Origin of the sequence: Aquimarina sp. RZ0, assembly GCF_008370685.1 — a bacterium.
In the GTDB taxonomy this organism is placed as follows: domain Bacteria; phylum Bacteroidota; class Bacteroidia; order Flavobacteriales; family Flavobacteriaceae; genus Aquimarina.
On sequence record NZ_VTZU01000021.1, the window covers coordinates 25,093 to 44,071 of the forward strand.

General features: G+C 32.9%; 18 protein-coding genes. 5 read left to right on the plus strand and 13 right to left on the minus strand.

The genetic code is table 11. The features are described from left to right. Positions 1-3 precede the first annotated feature (3 nt). From F0000_RS09635 to hisG, 13 genes are all read right to left on the minus strand, one after another. Entirely contained in the window at positions 4-2,799 is a 2,796-nt protein-coding gene (locus F0000_RS09635) for a gliding motility-associated C-terminal domain-containing protein (RefSeq protein WP_255452688.1), read from the minus strand. Between the two features lie 549 nt (positions 2,800-3,348). Beyond that, the gene (locus F0000_RS09640; RefSeq protein WP_223148891.1) at positions 3,349-4,227 is read right to left on the minus strand and encodes a hypothetical protein; all 879 of its coding nucleotides are present in this window, start codon (positions 4,225-4,227) and stop codon (positions 3,349-3,351) included. Positions 4,228-4,845: 618 nt separating this feature from the next. Next, the gene (locus tag F0000_RS09645) at positions 4,846-5,076 is read right to left on the minus strand and encodes a transposase (RefSeq protein WP_149624509.1); all 231 of its coding nucleotides are present in this window, start codon (positions 5,074-5,076) and stop codon (positions 4,846-4,848) included. A 99-nt stretch (positions 5,077-5,175) separates the two neighbouring features. Beyond that, positions 5,176-5,370, minus strand: a complete 195-nt coding sequence (locus F0000_RS28585) for a transposase (RefSeq protein ID WP_149624561.1) — start codon at positions 5,368-5,370, stop codon at positions 5,176-5,178. A 275-nt stretch (positions 5,371-5,645) separates the two neighbouring features. Beyond that, a complete protein-coding gene (gene hisIE, locus F0000_RS09655; RefSeq protein WP_149624510.1) occupies positions 5,646-6,242 on the minus strand; it encodes a bifunctional phosphoribosyl-AMP cyclohydrolase/phosphoribosyl-ATP diphosphatase HisIE in 597 nt (198 codons plus the stop codon). Between the two features lie 81 nt (positions 6,243-6,323). Further along, positions 6,324-7,079: an imidazole glycerol phosphate synthase subunit HisF gene (gene hisF / locus F0000_RS09660; protein WP_149624511.1), complete on the minus strand. Its 756-nt coding sequence runs from the start codon at positions 7,077-7,079 to the stop codon at positions 6,324-6,326. A 228-nt stretch (positions 7,080-7,307) separates the two neighbouring features. Continuing rightward, the gene (locus tag F0000_RS09665; protein ID WP_149624512.1) at positions 7,308-7,817 is read right to left on the minus strand and encodes a DinB family protein; all 510 of its coding nucleotides are present in this window, start codon (positions 7,815-7,817) and stop codon (positions 7,308-7,310) included. A gap of 205 nt (positions 7,818-8,022) precedes the next feature. Next, entirely contained in the window at positions 8,023-8,748 is a 726-nt protein-coding gene (gene hisA / locus F0000_RS09670; protein WP_149624513.1) for a 1-(5-phosphoribosyl)-5-[(5-phosphoribosylamino)methylideneamino]imidazole-4-carboxamide isomerase, read from the minus strand. A 158-nt stretch (positions 8,749-8,906) separates the two neighbouring features. After that, positions 8,907-9,494 carry an imidazole glycerol phosphate synthase subunit HisH gene (gene hisH / locus F0000_RS09675; RefSeq protein ID WP_149624514.1) on the minus strand — a complete coding sequence of 196 codons (588 nt, stop codon included), beginning with the start codon at positions 9,492-9,494 and terminating at the stop codon, positions 8,907-8,909. 261 nt (positions 9,495-9,755) lie between these two features. Beyond that, positions 9,756-10,889 carry a bifunctional histidinol-phosphatase/imidazoleglycerol-phosphate dehydratase HisB gene (hisB, locus tag F0000_RS09680; RefSeq protein ID WP_149624515.1) on the minus strand — a complete coding sequence of 378 codons (1,134 nt, stop codon included), beginning with the start codon at positions 10,887-10,889 and terminating at the stop codon, positions 9,756-9,758. 47 nt (positions 10,890-10,936) lie between these two features. Further along, the gene (hisC, locus tag F0000_RS09685) at positions 10,937-11,986 is read right to left on the minus strand and encodes a histidinol-phosphate transaminase (protein WP_149624516.1); all 1,050 of its coding nucleotides are present in this window, start codon (positions 11,984-11,986) and stop codon (positions 10,937-10,939) included. Positions 11,987-12,059: 73 nt separating this feature from the next. Next, on the minus strand, positions 12,060-13,346 hold the full coding sequence (gene hisD, locus F0000_RS09690; RefSeq protein ID WP_149624517.1) for a histidinol dehydrogenase: 1,287 nt from the start codon (positions 13,344-13,346) through the stop codon (positions 12,060-12,062). A 13-nt stretch (positions 13,347-13,359) separates the two neighbouring features. Continuing rightward, positions 13,360-14,217 carry an ATP phosphoribosyltransferase gene (gene hisG / locus F0000_RS09695; RefSeq protein WP_149624518.1) on the minus strand — a complete coding sequence of 286 codons (858 nt, stop codon included), beginning with the start codon at positions 14,215-14,217 and terminating at the stop codon, positions 13,360-13,362. 345 nt (positions 14,218-14,562) lie between these two features. Here hisG and F0000_RS09700 point away from each other — a divergent pair, with 345 nt between their 5' ends. From F0000_RS09700 to F0000_RS09720, 5 genes are all read left to right on the plus strand, one after another. Then, positions 14,563-15,477 (plus strand): OmpA family protein, encoded by a 915-nt coding sequence (locus F0000_RS09700; RefSeq protein WP_149624519.1) that lies wholly within the window; start codon positions 14,563-14,565, stop codon positions 15,475-15,477. 12 nt (positions 15,478-15,489) lie between these two features. Next, on the plus strand, positions 15,490-15,993 hold the full coding sequence (locus F0000_RS09705) for a hypothetical protein (RefSeq protein WP_149624520.1): 504 nt from the start codon (positions 15,490-15,492) through the stop codon (positions 15,991-15,993). A gap of 448 nt (positions 15,994-16,441) precedes the next feature. Continuing rightward, complete coding sequence (locus F0000_RS09710; RefSeq protein WP_149624521.1) at positions 16,442-16,804, plus strand: hypothetical protein; 363 nt, start codon at positions 16,442-16,444, stop codon at positions 16,802-16,804. Between the two features lie 232 nt (positions 16,805-17,036). Further along, the gene (locus tag F0000_RS09715) at positions 17,037-17,654 is read left to right on the plus strand and encodes a YqaA family protein (RefSeq protein WP_149624522.1); all 618 of its coding nucleotides are present in this window, start codon (positions 17,037-17,039) and stop codon (positions 17,652-17,654) included. 48 nt (positions 17,655-17,702) lie between these two features. After that, entirely contained in the window at positions 17,703-18,941 is a 1,239-nt protein-coding gene (locus tag F0000_RS09720) for a mechanosensitive ion channel family protein (protein WP_149624523.1), read from the plus strand. Positions 18,942-18,979 lie beyond the last annotated feature (38 nt).

The window sequence follows — 18,979 nt, forward strand, 5'->3', positions numbered from 1 at the left end:
GAATTATCTGCTTAGGTAAAAACTTCCTTGAATCGGAAAATTATTTTCGAAATTAGGAGTAAAAATATAGAAATAAGTTCCTGAAGGAAGATCATCTCCTAATCGCAAGGATATATTGCTTTCTCCTCTGAACTCTTCTGTATCAATACTACCTTCATAGACTTTTGTTCCATATCTATTATAAATATCTAATACAAAATCCGGAAAAGCTTCGGCAATATTAAATTCATCTTCCAGTAACAAATCAAATGTATCATTCTGATTATTGCCATCAGGGGAAACACCATCCTGAAAATCAAGTGTGCATAATTCTCCATTCGAAAACCGTTCTCCCATATTGAGAATATTAATGGTCACCTTCACTCTTTCTGATTCACAATTATCGGCATCAACCGCTGCTATAAAATATACTTGATTATCAAAAAGTATTGGGTTATTAATAATCGGCACATCACTTTCTACAGTATCATACCAATTATAATTAACTACATCTACTTCAATATCATCTAGGTGTACAGCATCAAGAATACAAAACTCCTGATCCGGAACATCAGGCTCTGGCACATCAATAATCTGTACCGTTACCTGTAGCGATGACTCATCACAAGGAGCAGTATTAGGAATGACATATCTAAAGTTATATATATTATTAGTTTGGTTATCTGGATTAGGCAATAAGTCTAATTCTACAACCCCTTCTGGTGTCAGGGCTCCCGTATTTTCAATATCCTGAAAACTTCCGATTCTTGGTGTGTCATTATCCAATAGTGTAAAAAGATTTACGCGCCCCTCTATTCTGCAAAAAGAGCCACTTCTATCATTTCCTATCGATACAGGCTCAACAATAGTGATTGTTACGGTAGCCTGATCCTGAGTACTGCAACCAGGATTACTTCCTACTGTATAGGTATAATCTCCGGCTCCCAAAACAGGTAGCATATCATCATTGATATCAAAAACACCCAGATGATCAGGAGATGTATATCCAAAAGGACCTGTCCAGATTCCTGTGGTATCGGGATCTCCTTCTAATAAATCAAAGAGTGTTACTGTCAAATGATCAGAACATATCACAATATCTGATCCACTTCCAGCGCCAGCATTGGGTTCTTTAAAAATTGTAAATGAAAGTGTCGCTTCATCCCTACAATTACTGGTTGCATGATTTGTCTCATACGTAAATGAAAAAGTCTGATTATTTGTTATATCAGGAAATACAAAAACATCCTCTATGATGTTTCCATTATCATCCCGCCAAATACCCGTATCAGCAATAGTTTCTGTACCATTAGTTATCAATAAACTTCTAAGATCTACAGAACCCTGAGTCTCGCAAAAACTTAATTCCATAGTGTCTTCTCCGGCATAATCATATGGCAAAATCTCGACGGTAACCTGAGCGGTTATAACATCACAAGGATGCACGCAATACCCGAGTTCATTTTCTAAAGCAAATGGATTACATATGTCTAAAGGGTCTGGACAATTTATTTTGGGACTTACACCATATTCAAAAACATAAAGCCCAGGTGTTTCTTTAAAAGTATTTATTACGCCTTGGTGACCAAAACCTTCATCCCTTTGATCTATAATTCCCAGATCAGAGACTCCCGAAACCAAACGCCAATTCACATAGTTTTCGTTGGTATAAACAAAACCAGTTGTTCCTTCTACTGTAAAATTTAATAGATCAAATAACCGTATACCTCCAGGAGACTCATTTGCACATATCTGAAGTGGATCTTCTTGCTGACTAAATGGTCTTAATTGCTCATACAAAGTAAAAGAAACTGCCGTACTATCATTTCTACATACGCCTGACCGCTGATTTACCTTATAATAATAATCAAATGTTTCACATCCAAAACGTAAATTATTCCCGTTATCAACTAAATTATTGTATACTTCTCTTAGGTTAATAAAAGAATCTTGCTCATTCGATATTTGTCCGGTAGAGTCAATATCTGGTAACCATATTCCTTCTATATCTTCTCCCTGGAGATACATATCATCTCTTAGATCTATATCTGCATCAAATAGCCCTGCCAATATAGCATCTTCACAGATAGCTGTAACATCAGAATTTCCCGAGTCTACCTGTCTGACAACCGAAATTCTTACGGTAGTTTCCTGAGATATCTGGCAGGAATCAATTCCCGGAACAGTGTATACTAATTCAAAAACTTCCTGATCCACCAAAGGAAGCCCTGGTTGATAAGGAATTTCTACCGAAAGATCAGAATCCGAAATACTTATAAAACTAGAACTGTTACCACTATATGACCATTCTCCATTCAAATGTGGCGGTGGGATACTAGCATCAGAAACCAAGGCTTCAAACAAATCAAAAGATTCTGAATCACAGGTTTCTACGTTAACATTATTAATACCAAAAGGAGGCAATGCTACTCCCGAGTAAGGTCCTAAAATTAGCCGAATAGTCAATGCAATGTCATCACCACAATCTGCGTTACGAAGTTCAAAAATATAGTTATCAATTGTCTCGTCTATGGTAGAACGTTCTAATGACCATAAACCCACATTTCCTGTCACCGGATCCAGGACTATTGTTAATCTGGGATCTGTAGTCCAGGTTCCATTCTGAATGGTAAGCCCTGTAGCCGTAGTATATTCATCATATAAATTTATGATACCATCCGAATTACCGTCTCCATCAAAATCTATAGTTTCCATATTACAAACAGAAATAGTTTCCTGCAAATTACACTGAGAATGTAAGATTGATGAAGCTAAAAATAATCCAAAAAATAGGGTGAGTAGTTTTTCTTTATAAATCAAAATTAATTAGTTTTATACTTTATGTCGTACACAATGGATTTGTTACCTATGAAATCAATATTTTTTTAAAAACTTTATTGCTAAAAAAACCAATCGTTTCTTACTGTCAAAATTATATAATTTCTCGATCAATACCATCACTGTTTTCAGGGAATTGACCCCAATAAAGATATAAAAATATCGCATTAAATAAAAGCTTTAGAATGGATAGTATAAACTATTGTATTTCAATGTGACATACATCAAATATTTAAGCGAAATTCACAGTGGTATATATGATAATTCTCCGATATTTATTAAAAAAATCCTGAATCTACATAATATTTCTGAGCGGTCAAGAAGGTGGCGGGGTAGTTCATTTTATTCATTCTTAAATATCAAATTTTAGAATATTTCCATATCTGGTAATTTTAAAGATTTGACGATGCAGGCAAAGAGTACAGAACTTTTGTAACCATAAAACCCTATTTACTGCTATAAAATATATAGTATTGTATGATTAGTCACTTCCTCTTCTTTGATTGAAATACTATTTGAAAGTTCCAGTAGTTACGAATTGGAAATTAATAGCTTAAAAAAATTATTATCCCGCAAGCTTTCAAAATGTTTTTCATTTAGCAGTTCTTCTTGTAGGGTATCTGACAATTCTAGTGCCTTTTTTATATCTTTTAATGCTTCGGTTTGTTTATTCAATTTTGCATTGGCACAAGCACGCTGCCAGTATGCAAGAGAATACTCATCATCATATTCAATAGCAGCATTTAAAAGATTCAATGCCCAGCGTATTTCTCCTATTTCTAATAATGCATCAGCCTTATAGGTCATGGCTTCAATGTCATCCGGGTTTATAGATAAAATTTCATCATATATTGAAATTTTGTCTTCTTCACTTTTTTCTAGCCCAGCTCGCATCCATAAAGAGTGAATCGAATTTGTATTTGTTATGTTTTCTTGCGTTTCTATGATGATTTTCGATCGTTCAGTCATTTTCACCTCAATTTGCTTTAAACGACTTTCATAGTCCACGGTAAGAGTTTCTATTTTCTTTGCCATATCACTCTTTAGGCTCTTTTTTATATCATTCAGAGAACGCCAACCTAACAATACTAGTAATGAAGCTGCCGCTGTTATTATGTAAAAAACATTATTTATTGTACTTGTGGTATAATTAATTGCCCTATCTGATGACTCTAATTTTGCTTCAGAAATTTGTTTTGTAACCTGTGCTCTCAAGCTTTGATTTTCTTGTCTTAAACTTTTTATTTCATCAAGTATATATCTTTCAATTAATGGTTTGTATAGTGGCTGTTCAATTATATCCATTTTAGCTGTACTTTGGGAAAATAAAATAACTGGCATGTTTAAAAACATGATTGCTAAAAAAAAATTTGAAGTATTAATTTTGACTTCCCTTTTTGTTCTTTTCATTGTAATGCAAGTTTTATATTTATTGACACATACATTTTCTTTAACTTCTTCTCTTGGACCTAGGTATCAAGTTTTCTTATTTAGTCTATTGTACAATCGCGATGCTAAATTTTCATCCTTCCTTGTCATATTATTATATTTTAAGTTAATACTAATTATTTAATTTATAGATTAGAAGAACTCGTTTTGAATGTACGTATCCTCTAATCTATATTACATATATGCTTATGTATTACATTATCCATCCCCCGTTTTTTTAAAAAAGACATAATTAAGCTAAAAACAATAATGTAAATCACTATATTTCAACCTCATGACTCTGGATACATGTGTTTAAGTTTAATAAAGTTATCCAGACATAAAACCTCTCGAAACACTAGTGAAATCAATATATTATGTTTTGACAATAAATTTTCAAGGGATAGCTAATTATGTATTACACTGTAAAGACAATTAAAATGCAGATATAACCTAAGAAAGTAGTTTTTTTATGAAATCAAGTTAAATTTTGTAGTTCTTCAACAAAGAATTTAAATGAAATAGTTTTAACTTTTTTGATTCTAGTGAAAACATAGTGTTTTTTAATCAATTCAGAGTATGTTTAAAAATAATTTTTAGTTATTTTGTGATTCTATTGAGAATCATTTGACAATTTTGCCATAATATCCAAGATTCTTGACTTTCTGTTGTTTTTTCATAGTCTTTGTCAAGCCTTCGGAATAAATTAAAGATTCCAAAAGTTCTTTCTGTTACCCATCTCCATTTTAACGGAACAAATCCTTTGGAGGAAGGAGGTGCGGATGAGATCCCGACTTCGAATCCAGCTATATTTTCTTCTACCCACTTCATAAATGTTTTCTTGTCTATCTGTGATCACATGTCGTTTTCTACCGTTAATTTTTTTATTTCCATCTATTCCTTTGTCCAGATGTGTAAATGGTCTTGATTTTATCGACTGACTATCAATAGACTTGGCGTCTCTTCTTTTCCTTGTCGTATTCGTTCCATTTTATTCAAGCTAACATTCAGCATTTCCAAAGTACCATTGCTTTTCCACTTGCGAAAAAAATAATAAACACTACCCCATTTGGGAAAATTGTCTGGCAGATTACGCCACTGGGCACCGATGCGTAGTTGCCATATAAGATCGCATCAACAATGTCTCGCAACTTATATTTTCCTTTTTGTTTCACAGCTAGTATTTTTATTCATAATTTCCCGCTGCTGGGTAGTAAGTCGGGGGTAATATGAAACATTTCTCTGGTTTACGACAATGAAGAACACAGCAAAGGAAAATCACGTCAAAAACTATAATTATATTCTGGAACACGTATAATATGAAAACAACCAATGCAAAATTTCTGAAAGCCTACTATTGCCGGAGATAGTGCCTTTAAAAATTTTATTCAGATTATCTTTTAGCCTCTTGATTGTAAAATATTTACTACATCCTTTAAGGTATAACCTTTTGCTTGCAGTAGGATCAAATAATGGAATAACAAATCTGCACTTTCATTAAGAAACAATTCTTCGTTATCATCTTTTGCCTCAATCACAACCTCTACCGCTTCTTCTCCTACTTTCTGTGCAATTTTATTCATTCCTTTCCTGAACAATGATGCTACATAAGATTTCTCATCTTCTTTATTTTCTTTTCTATGCTTAATAACGGCTTCTAAGGTAGATAAAAATCCAAAAGATTGAGTATTTTCTTCATCCCAACAGGTATCTGAGCCTTTATGACAAGTAGGCCCGGTAGGGGTTACAGTAATCAGAAGTGTATCTTTATCACAGTCATTTTTTATATCGACCAGATTTAGAAAATTTCCACTTTCTTCTCCCTTGGTCCATAAACGATTTTTTGTTCTGCTAAAAAATGTTACTTTTTTAGAAGCTATTGTTTTTTGATAGGCATCTTGATTCATATACCCAAGCATTAAAACGTTTTTTGTGATAGCATCCTGAATAATTGCGGGTACTAAGCCATCATTATTTTTATTAAAATCTATTTCCATATTATTCTATATACATCAGCAAACCTAATCCCCACGATAAAAACTAAATCTATAAGTCTGGTAATCTACTGAAGTTTTTTTTTATAACCGAACAGGTATTGTATTATTTCTCAATTCCTTTTTTAGGACTTTAATGTCTATCTCTTTGAAATGAAATACACTTGCCGCTAATGCTGCGTCTGCTTTTCCTTCTTTAAAACTGTCAATAAAATGTTGAATATTACCCGCACCTCCTGATGCAATAATAGGAATATTCAATTCTGAAGATAGCCTGGCCAGTGCTTTATTAGCAAAACCATCTTTGGTCCCGTCATGATCCATTGAGGTAAATAAAATCTCTCCTGCTCCTCTTCTTTCTACTTCTTTTGCCCAATCAAAAAGACGCAATTCTGTAGGAACTTTACCTCCAACCAAATGCACTATCCATTCGCCATCTATTTGCTTGGCATCTATGGCAACTGTGATGCATTGACTCCCGAATTTTCCTGCTAGCTCATTAATCAGTTGTGGGTTCTTTACAGCCGAAGAATTGACAGAAACCTTATCTGCTCCATTTTGCAATAAAATATCAACATCTTCTATGGATGATATTCCGCCACCTACAGTGAATGGAATATTCACTCTTTCGGCAACTCGCAGCACGAGATTTGCCAAGGTTTTACGTCTTTCTTCTGTTGCAGAAATATCCAAAAAGACCAGTTCATCTGCTCCAGCCTCAGAATATAACTGGGCTAGTTCTACAGGATCACCTGCATCTCTTAGATCTACAAAATTTACTCCTTTCACAGTTCGACCATTCTTAATGTCCAGACATGGTATAATTCTTTTCGTTAACATAAATTACTATTATAAGTATTGGGTACTACATACAAAATCATATACTTACTACTTTATTATTTAGTGTCTGGGTCGGAAATAGACGATTTTCACAATTTGAAAGATTTTTGATGAAATTTAGACTTTATTTTTTGAAGTGGATGCCATAGCATCAGACAATTGAAAATAAATCTAAATTTCGCAAAAAGATACAAATTTGATTTTGCTGTATTTCCGACCAAACACTATTTATTCATTTTTTACATTTAGATCCATACCATCATAAAAGCCCAGGCTTTTATTTTTTAATTGTTTGGTCCAAAATGCTATTTGTCCCGTATGGTATGAATAATGCTCAGCTACGTGAATTGCGATGGCGATTCCAGAAAAGTTAAAACCTTGTACGTCTCGTTTTCGCATCAACTCATCTACAGATAGTTCATTAATTATTTCTATAGCGGTATACACTGTAGACGTTAATTTGTCTAAAAGTTGTCTTTTTGTAAAGCCTTTTTTCGTTTCGAATTCAAGATCACGCTCTCTGTTATCTTCTTTTTTTCCTAAAGAAGCAATGGCATATTGAGTAATATTTCCGCATAAATGTAATATCAAATTACCTACACTATTAGAAGATTCATTAAATCGTTTCCAGATGTCTTCTTCTGATAATTGCTCAAAACTTATTGAAATCATTCTAGAACTTTCATTTAGCCTATAGATGATGTGCTCTTTAAACTCATTACTTATTTCTTCATTCATAATTATTATAAATTGAAACCTGATACGTTTTTAAAAACCTATTATGATTAACCTAGTGAGTGATTTTAAACTTTTGTTAATTCGCTATAAAACCCTCTTTTCGACCCAATTTTCTGCGTTTCTCTACTATGAACTGCAAAAAACACATCAATTGACTAAAAAAACAACTATTTCTCGCCAGAATCAAAAAAGTTTAAACCATTTCCTACATTCCTATAATATAGTGCTCTAACTGTTTTAAACCAATTCTATTTTCATAAATAGCCTTACCTATAATAGTTCCCTCACAACCTAAATCAGCAAGTTTTGGCAGTTCATCAAAAGTAGAAATTCCACCAGAAGCTATTAATTTAATATCTTTTGTTTTATCCAAAATCTTTTTATATAAATCAAATGAAGGACCTTCTAGCATTCCGTCTTTACTAATATCAGTACAAATTACATACGCCACTCCTTCTTTTTGATATTCCTGAATAAAAGGAATCAACTCCTGATCACTTTCTTCTTGCCAACCACTTACGGCAATTTTTTCATGATGGGCATCTGCACCAAGAATAATTTTATCATTTCCGAATTTGGCCAACCAGGATCTGAATATATCAGGGTTTTTTACGGCAATACTTCCTCCAGTGATTTGATTTGCTCCACAATCAAAAGCGATCTTTAAGTCTTCATCTGTTTTTAAACCTCCTCCAAAATCAATTTTTAAACTTGTTTTTGAAGCAATTAACTCTAATACTTTATGATTGACAATATGTTTTGATTTTGCACCATCAAGGTCTACTAAATGTAAATATTGAATCCCGTGATCTTCAAACTCCTTGGCTACTTCTAATGGGTTTTCATTATATATTTTCTTTGTATCATAATCCCCTTTAGAAAGTCTAACGCATTTTCCTTCTATGATATCTATTGCTGGTATTATTCTCATGTGTTAAAAATTGAAATACGAAAATTGAAATTAGAAATATTCAGACTTTATTTTTTTTAGTTATTTTAATTAAACCCACTACAATTCTTTATAATTCATAAGCTTCTTCTGTTTTGGTTCTTACTTTCATATCCTCCACACCACTCAGTTTTGTTTTTCTAGTTTCCAATTTCTAAAAAATTCTTCAAAATTTTCTCACCAATCACACTACTTTTCTCTGGATGAAACTGGGTTCCGTAAAAATTATCTTTGTGTAATGCTGTAGCATAATCCACACCATAGGTTGTCCTGGCAATAGTATCGCTGGTAACAGGTGCATAATAACTATGCACCAGATAGATATAATCTTTCTCCTCTATCCCATCAAACAACGGGGATGATAAGGATTCTATCTGATTCCAGCCTATTTGAGGCACTTTGACTCCTGCATTAAACTTCTTTACTGCTACATCAAAGATCCCTAATCCTTTGGTATCTCCTTCTTCGGTGTGATTACACATCAATTGCATTCCTAAGCAAATCCCTAATACGGGTTGTTTTAGTTCTGGCACAACGATATCCAATCCAGAATCTTTGAGTTTTTTCATAGCACTACTCGCCTCACCTACTCCTGGGAAAATAACTTTATCGGCTGCTTTAATAACCAAAGGATCATCACTCAATATGGCTTCATATCCTAATCGCTGAATAGCAAATTTTATGGATTGAATGTTACCTGCTCCGTAATTTATAATAACTATTCTCATCTGTTCTCTTTGCTCGATAATCGAGATTTAACTGCTCCGAGGCTTGCCTCGAAATCAAAATGCTTTTATCAATAAATCCCTCGTGGGCTTCCCTCGAGGTAGTTTACCATTTTTTTGGTTGTCAGATGGTATTCTCCATCCAGACTTTGGTTTCGGTTAGTATGAATGCTGTTGGCACAGCTTGTTTTATAATCTAAATAACATTATAAATACCGTATTCATTTTAACGACTGTTTTACTTCTAACTTCTATTTTCCAGTATTATAGAACTCCTTTTGTACTTGGCAAAACCATTTTCTCCGGATCTCGTTTTACAGCGACTTTTATTGCTTTTGCAAATGCTTTGAATATGGCTTCGATTTTATGATGCTCATTCGTTCCTTCTGCTTTTACATTTAGATTTGCTTTGGCTCCATCCGTAAATGATTTGAAAAAATGATAAAACATCTCTGTAGGCATCTTACCGATCATTTCTCGTTTAAAATCTGCTTCCCAAACTAACCAGTTACGTCCACCAAAATCAATAGCTACCTGAGCCAAACAGTCATCCATCGGCAAACAAAAACCATAACGCTCGATCCCTAATTTATTTCCTAAAGCCGAACTAAAAACTTCCCCGAGAGCAATTGCTGTATCTTCTATAGTATGATGTTCGTCAACCTCTAAATCACCTTTTACTTTAATATCCAGATCCATTTGTCCGTGGCGCGAAATCTGATCCAGCATATGATCAAAAAAGTCTAACCCGGTGCTGATATTGCTTATCCCAGTGCCATCAAGGTTTACTTTTATATATATATCCGTTTCATTTGTTTTTCTTGAAATCTCAGCAACTCGTTCTTTCAGCTTTAGAAATTCATAAATTTTTTCCCAATCATTACTCTCTATAGCTATATGCGAATCTAATTCATCTCTTTTGATGGTGATTTCTCCGGTTCCCAGGTTTGTATGATCATTGATAAAAATGCCTTTGGCTCCAAGATTCTTTGCTAATTCCATATCTGTCAAACGATCTCCAATCACAAAAGAATTTTCTAAGTCATACGCATCAGAGAAATATTCTGTCAGCAGCCCCGTTCCAGGTTTACGTGTATTCGCATTTTCATGAGGAAATGTTCTATCAAGAAACACTTTATCAAACACAACTCCTTCATTCTCAAAAGATTTCAATATAAAATCATGTACCGGCCAAAAGGTATCTTCTGGAAAAACATCTGTTCCTAATCCATCTTGATTAGTAATCATAACTAATTCATAATCGAGTTCTTTAGCTATTTTCCCTAAATAGGTAAATGATTTAGGATAAAAAATCATTTTTTCGAAAGCATCGATTTGCTCATCAACAGTTTCTTTGATGATCGTTCCATCACGATCTATGAAGAGTACTTTTTTCATTTCTTATTCATTTTTTCTCTAAACCCCAAACATCAGGGGAATGGTATTTACAAGCTTTGCAATGTGTGTATTAATTTTTTATTTTCTACAGGACTACCTATTGTAAAACGCAATGTATTTTCGCATAGAGGTTGTGTATGTCTGTTTCTAATGACAATCCCATTATCCAGAAGTTGATTATACCTAAGAGTAGCATCATCGACTTTAACCAATACAAAATTAGCATCCGTTTTATAAATATGCTGAATACACGATATTTCTGAAAGTGCCTCAATTACCTTTACTCTTTCTTCTAAAATAGTAGTCACTTCTTTTTTTACAGTTTCTTGATCCGAAACTTTTTGTAAGGCTCTTTGCTGTGTTAACTCATTTACATTATAGGGAGGTTTAATTTTGTTTAGTACTCCTATAATTTCTGGAGATGCATAACAAATCCCCAAACGAATGCCTGCCATGCCATATGCTTTTGATAGTGTGTGGGTAACAATAAGATTCGGGAACTCTTTTATGCTATGTATCCAGCTTTTTTGAGAGGAAAAATCAATGTAAGCTTCGTCAATTACCACCAATCCTTCAAAACTACGTACGATCTCTATAATTCGCTGATCCGAAAAAGAGTTTCCTGTCGGGTTATTGGGAGAACATAGGAAAATAATTTTAGTACGGGCATCTATAGCTTTTAGGATCTTACCTGTATCAGGTTCAAAATCAGAATTTAATATTACTTCCCGCTCTTCTATATTATTTATATTTGCCAATACCTTATACATCCCATAGGTAGGTGGTAATGTAATGACATTATCTTCTTTTGGTTCGCAGAAAGCTCTAAATAATAGATCTAGTACTTCATCACTTCCGTTCCCCAGGAGAATGTTCTTTATATCTACTCCTTTTTGTTCTGCCAGCACCGTTTTTAAGGTTCTTTGCTGCGGATCCGGATATCGATTCACCCCATTTTCATAAGGATTCTCATTAGCATCCAGAAAAACCATCTCTGAACCATCAGAAACATACTCATCACGAGCAGAGGAATATGGTTTTAATCCTTTGACATTGTTTCGGATTAATCGTTGTATATCAAATTTTGTCGTGTTCATTCATTTTAGATTTTAGCAGTAAAAAATAAAATATCAATCTATCATATCTCTTGATATCAGATAGCACTCAATTCTATTTCTTTAAACTATCCAATCGTAAGGTCACTGCATTTTTATGTGCTTGTAATCCTTCTGCTTCTGCCATTAATTCTATTGCATTACCAATATTTTGTATCCCTTTTGCTGATATTTTTTGAAAAGTCATCGATTTCAGAAAACTATCCAGATTCACACCACTGTATTGCTTTGCATATCCATTTGTCGGTAATGTATGATTTGTTCCAGAGGCATAATCTCCCGCACTTTCTGGAGTATAATTACCTATAAATACAGAACCTGCGTTACTGATATTATCTATATAATAATCTTCGTCTTCTACACAAATAATAAAATGCTCCGGGCCATATTCATTAATTAATGCCAAAGCTTCCTGGTCAGTCTCTACATACATTAGTTTAGAATTTGCAATTGCAGCTTCTGCAATTTCTTTTCTTGGCAATGTTTTACATTGTGTATGTACTTCTTTCTCTACAGCATCTATAAGCATTTTTGATGTTGACACCAAGATGACCTGGCTATCAACACCGTGCTCAGCCTGACTCAATAGATCTGAGGCAACAAATGAGGCATTTGCGCTATCGTCAGCAACTACCAATAATTCACTGGGTCCTGCCGGCATATCAATGGCAACTCCAAATTTTGTGGCTAACTGCTTGGCTACAGTTACAAATTGGTTTCCAGGTCCGAATATCTTATATACCTGCGGAATTGTTTCTGTGCCAAAGGTCATTCCTGCAATTGCCTGTATCCCTCCAACCTTAAAAATTTTGGTTACTCCACAAAGATTTGCTGCATACAAAATAGCAGGATCAATTTTTCCCTGATTATTAGGCGGAGAACATAAAACAACTTCTTTGCATCCAGCTATATTTGCAGGTATTGCAAGCATTAGTATCGTAGAAAACAATGGAGCTGTACCTCCTGGGATATATAATCCAACTTTCTGAATTGGTCTTTTTTCTTGCCAGCAGGACACTCCTGCAGTAGTATCGACAGAAACTCTTTCAGTTTTTTGAGCCGTATGAAAATTCTCGATATTAGATTTTGCAAGAAGTATCGCCTCTTTGAGCTCATTACTCACTAATTTCACGGCTTCATTTATTTCTGAAGTCGCTACCAAAATTTCACCTAATACTACGTTATCAAATTTTTCTGTATATCTATTAATTGCTATATCTCCATCTTCCTTTACTTCATTAAAAATATTCAAAACAATATCTTCGATATCTGCAACTGTTTGCGTGGGTCTCTCCAGGATTTTGGACCAGGTATCCTTCTCTGGCTTATATATCTTCTTCATCGTATCTTACTTCTTATAATACCATCTTTTCTATTGGACATACCAAAATACCTTCGGCACCTTCAGATTTTAATTCATCAAGAATATCCCAAAATTTATTTTTCTCTACTACCGTATGAATAGAACTCCATCCTTTCTCTGCGAGTGGTAATACTGTAGGGCTTCTCATTCCGGGTAAGATTTTGACTATTTTATCAATCTTATCATTAGGCGCATTTAATAAAACATATTTGGATGCTCTTGCTTTGAGCACTGCTTTTATCCTAAACTGAAGTTTTTCTAATACTTTTATATTTTCATCACTAATTTTAGGTGATGAAGCCAGTACTGCTTCTGACGTGAGCATTACTTCTACTTCTTTCAGATTATTCTTAAACAAGGTACTTCCGCTAGAAACTATATCGCATATGGCATCTGCTAATCCAATATTTGGAGCAATTTCTACAGATCCCGATATTTGATGCAATTCTGCTGAGATTCCTTTTTCTTCCAGGTATTGATTCACTGTATTAGGATATGAAGTAGCAATTCTCTTTCCGTTAAGATCCTGGATTGAGTTATATTCAAAATCTTTGGGTACAGCAAGAGAAACTTTACATTTAGAGAAGTTTAATCGCTCTACAATGGTAATATCATTCCCTTTTTCTACCAATACATTTTCTCCAATAATAGCGATATCTACTACACCATCTCTTAGGTATTGAGGAATATCTCCATTACGTAAAAACATAACCTCCATAGGAAAATTTCTGGTAGCAGCCTTTAATTGATCTTTTCCGTTATCAATAGAGATACCACAATCTTTTAAAATTTGAACAGAATCTTCATTGAGCCTTCCGCTTTTTTGAATAGCAATTCTAATTTTTGACATTATTATTTATTGTTGTTATGTTTGATCAATTCCAAAACAAGTTTTAAAACAAAAAAACCCGTCTGAAAATGCTCAAACGGGTTATTATATATGATTAATCTTTACACATATCAACTTACCACGCCTGGGCGAGAATGTAAGAATGATGATGATGTAAAAGAATTATATTCATTTTAGTTTCCTTGATATACACACTGCGAATTTATAAAAAATATTTTTCTCTTAATTGTATTTCAGCTAAATTTTTTGCTATTCATCTTTTTTCCAAGTATAAATAGCTAAAATATAATCATTTAATAAAAACATTTTTATAACTTTAAGAAACAAATACTAACCAAACAACATATGAAAAATTTAATTTCATTTCTGATTTTTTTTCTTTTTGCATTCATTGGAATGTGGTGGTACTTTTCCTGTAATTGGTGTTTGGGATCAAAAAAAACAGAACCTTCTATTGTTAAAGAACAAACAGATCCGGCAGCAGAAGCACTTGCAAGAAAGGCATATGAAGATAGTTTAGCTTTAGCCCGAGGTTTATTTGCTAAAAATACATCAGGTGTCGATGTTTTTAGATATTCTGAAAATTTACGAATAAACAATGCTAATGGAGGTGTTCATATTCCTGACGAAATTCTAGACTTTAAAGAACAGATAGTCAATTACCTGGGCAAACAGCAGGATCAGGAATTAATCATTCTTGGATATGAAACTCATGTAGAAAAAAGTAGTGGAGCTAATTTGGGGTTATCAAGAGCTAATTTTATTAAAGATATTTTAATAAAAGCAGGAATCAATGGAGATCGTGTTATTACCAAACCCAGGTTATATGATTATGACTATAACGCTAATGGACATTATACTGGAGGAATCATACTTAATTTTAACAAAATAGATCAATCCAGACTGAAAGAGATTGAAAAAGGAATTACAAATAAAATTTTGTATTCTGATTTTGGCTCCAAAGATTTTAAACCAGACGCTACCTTAGCAAATTATGCATTAGAGCTCAAAAATTACTTAGGCAAATACCCCGACAAAAAAGTTATTTTAACCGGACATACAGATAATATCGGAGATGAAGAATCTAATCAATGGTATGGTTTAACACGTGCTAATAATGTAAAAAAATATTTAGTTTCCAAAGGTATTTTGATTACTAAACTAACTGCCTTATCCAAAGGAGAGTCTAGCCCTATTGCGCCGAATGATACAGAGGAAAGCAGGGCAAAAAACAGAAGAATAGAAATTATTGTAAATTAAATAACCATAACTATGTTAGATTTTTTAAATGAAGCGAATTGGTGGTGTCTACTACTATTATTATTCCTGGCCTTTTTATTAGGATGGTTTTTATCTAGATGGGCTATCAAAAATAAATACAAGGAAGATTTAGATAAATGTTTGAAAGAGAAAGAAAGACTTAGAAGTGGAAATTATCAAAAAGCGAATACAACTTTTAATAATACAATTCCTGCAGAAACGACAGTTGAATCAGAAACTATTCCAGCAATATCAGGTGAAAAAGAACAGCCAAAATTAAATTTTTCCAGTTTCGGAACAGCGGATGAATCACAAAAAGATGATCTAAAACTCATAAGGGGTGTCGGTCCTTTTATAGAGAAAAAGCTAAATAGCATTGGCATATACACCTTTGATCAAATTAGTAAGTTTGATAAAGAAGATATTGATACAGTGACAGAACTTATACAATTCTTCCCTGGACGAATTGAAAGAGATAATTGGAAGCATCAAGCTGAAACACTTAAAAACAAATAATCTGCAAAGAAATAGCTGAGACTTCGGTGAAGATCTATTATTAGATCTGGATGATTTTACTTCCTAAATTTAAAAAAAATTAAAACGAAATACCCCAAGAAGAACTTACCTCCTGTATTCAAGGAGGTAAGTGTTGGGGAAAACAAAAAAAGTAAGGGAAAAATTGTAATTGGAATACTTGTCAAAGATAAAAAGGATTAACGATATATGGTTACGGTTTTACCTCAAACTTTAGCTGGAATACAAGCATTACTTCTTTTTTTTAAAAATAAACATCTGATAACTAGGTATTTACAAGTAAAATCGTTCGGAATCAGGAGATTATTCCCTTATAAATATTTTTATTTAACATTTAAATTAAAATTAATTGTTTTAAAAGATTTTAAAGATTTATATAAAGGATTAAATTTGCGTAATTATTTTTTAATTAAATTTAATTCTATCATCCTTGGAAAATAAAAATGCGCTCAAATTAATCGACAAAATTCTGACAGATCTGGAACACTCAGGAATTAATAAAGATATATTAATTGATGATCTAAAAAGTCTGAGATCTCATGCTCTCGAAGAACAAATCCCATTAGTCGTTAAGGTATTAAGACTTACCTGTGAACATATCGTAGAGAATGATACTTTCTTAATTCCGATACCAGATGATGAACCTATAGAAGGCAATGAAACTTCTCTAAGTACTGATGAAAATGTAAATCCTACTGAAAGTCTTATGTACCTTGTATCTTTATTTAAGGATCTAAAAAATAAGATGAACCTTATGGATTTGAGTGATTATAGAAATGCATTATTAGCATAGTTAGCCTAAGAATATCTAGCTAATTTACTATAAAAAACAGCCTTGAAGTTTTCAAGGTTGTTTTAGTTTTAAAAAGTTTTATGTAGTGAATTTGTGCAATGTCACAGGGTTAAAACCCTGATTCTGTTATTTTTTTGTAATTTTTATTATACAATTACGACAAAATTTAAGATTTTATAAACAGCAAAAAAGTTAGAATCTATTATTTTTGTTCCCTTATGGAAAAATTGCTATGAAAACAAACTCCAAATCTGTTAAAAAAACACGCCTACAATTATTACATCAATATTACAGCTACACAGGGTTTTATAAATTTCTGGGAGCTAGTCTAAAAAAAGCACTACCTCCTATCCTACTTTTTATAGCAGCTTTGTTGATCCTCAATTTTTTTGTAATTAATATCAATGATCTACTGTTCTATGTTACAGAAAATTATGAGGATTATATAGTTTTCAGTGTATTCTTTGCCTCAGAATCATTGTTAGGGTTGATTCCGCCGGAAATTTTTATAGCCTGGAGTGACAAAGCAACAAGTCCGATACTTTATTTATCGATACTTGCACTACTATCGTATCTAGGTGGCGTTATCTCCTATTTTATAGGAAAATCGATTACCAAAATACCTTCTGTTCACGAATATCTAGAAGTAAAAATGGCTAAACATCTAAAAAACACTCGAAAATGGGGCGGTTTTTTAATAATTGTTGGAGCCTTGCTTCCTATTCCTTTTTCGATTACTAGTATCGCTGCCGGAATGATAAAATATCCATTTATAAATTATTTACTTTTTGGACTATTACGTTTCGTACGATTTTATTTGTATGCCGCAGCTATATTTAATTTGGTTTAGCTACAAAGTCACATTATCATAATATTTTAGAAAAAGATAGTAATCTGAATGAAAGAAATTACTCAGTATTTTCATGATCTTCTGGTATCAAAGGGTGTTTCTGAAGAAGTCGCTGTATATCTAAATGTTCTTATTGGTGTTATACTCCTATTACTTTTTTTATTTGTTATTGACTGGGTCATAAGAAAAATATTTCTAAATATTTTTAAAAAATATGCCTCAAAATCAAAAAACACCTTTGATGATTATCTGGTAAAAAATAAAACATTCGATTACCTGTCTCATGTTATTCCTTTATCGCTGAGTATTTGGATAATTCCGTATTTATTTGTCGCGTTTCCTACAACAGAAAGATATCTGGAAATACTATTTGATATTATCACAATCACCTTAACGATATGGATTGTTAGAAGTATCCTAAGAACATTCAGAGATTTTTTAAAATCACTAGAATCTTTTAAGGACAAACCCATAGATAGCTATATTCAGGTTTTTATGATCTTTATCTGGTCAATTGGAGGCATCTTTATTTTTTCGTCAATTACCGGAAAATCAATTTGGACTTTTCTCACTGCTCTTGGAGCCATGTCTGCAGTGATACTTTTAATATTTAAAGATACCATCTTAGGGTTTGTAGCAAGTATACAAGTAGCGGTAAATGATACAGTTCGCATTGGCGATTGGATTACCATGGAGAAATATGGAGCTGATGGTGATGTAATCGAGATTAATTTATCCTCTGTAAAAGTTCAAAACTTTGATAAAACAATTACTACTATCCCTACATATCACCTCACTTCTCAATCTTTTAGAAATTGGCGAGGGATGATCGATTCTGGGGGAAGAAGAATTAAACGATCTATTCTAATCAAGGCATCAAGTATTAAATTTTTATCAGAAAATGATATCGAAGGGTTAAAAAAAATAGTGCTTATAAAAGAATATCTCACTAATTCTCAAGCTAAAGTACAATCCTATAATAATCAGTATAAAATAGATAAAGAAGTTTTGATAAACGGAAGAAACCTTTCTAACATGGGAGTTTTTAGGAAATATGTAGAATTATATTTAGAAAATCATCCGTATATCAATAGTGATATGACAATAATGAGCCGTCAGTTACCACCAACAGCGCAGGGTACTCCATTAGAAATTTATGCTTTTAGTAATGATAAGGTCTGGAAAAATTATGAAAACATTGTTGCAGATATATTTGACCATTTACTGGCGGCTGTTTCATATTTTAATCTTGAAATATTCGAATTAGAATATAATGCTAAAAAATAGTTACTGTGTGTGATTCTAATAGGGTTATCACTTAAATT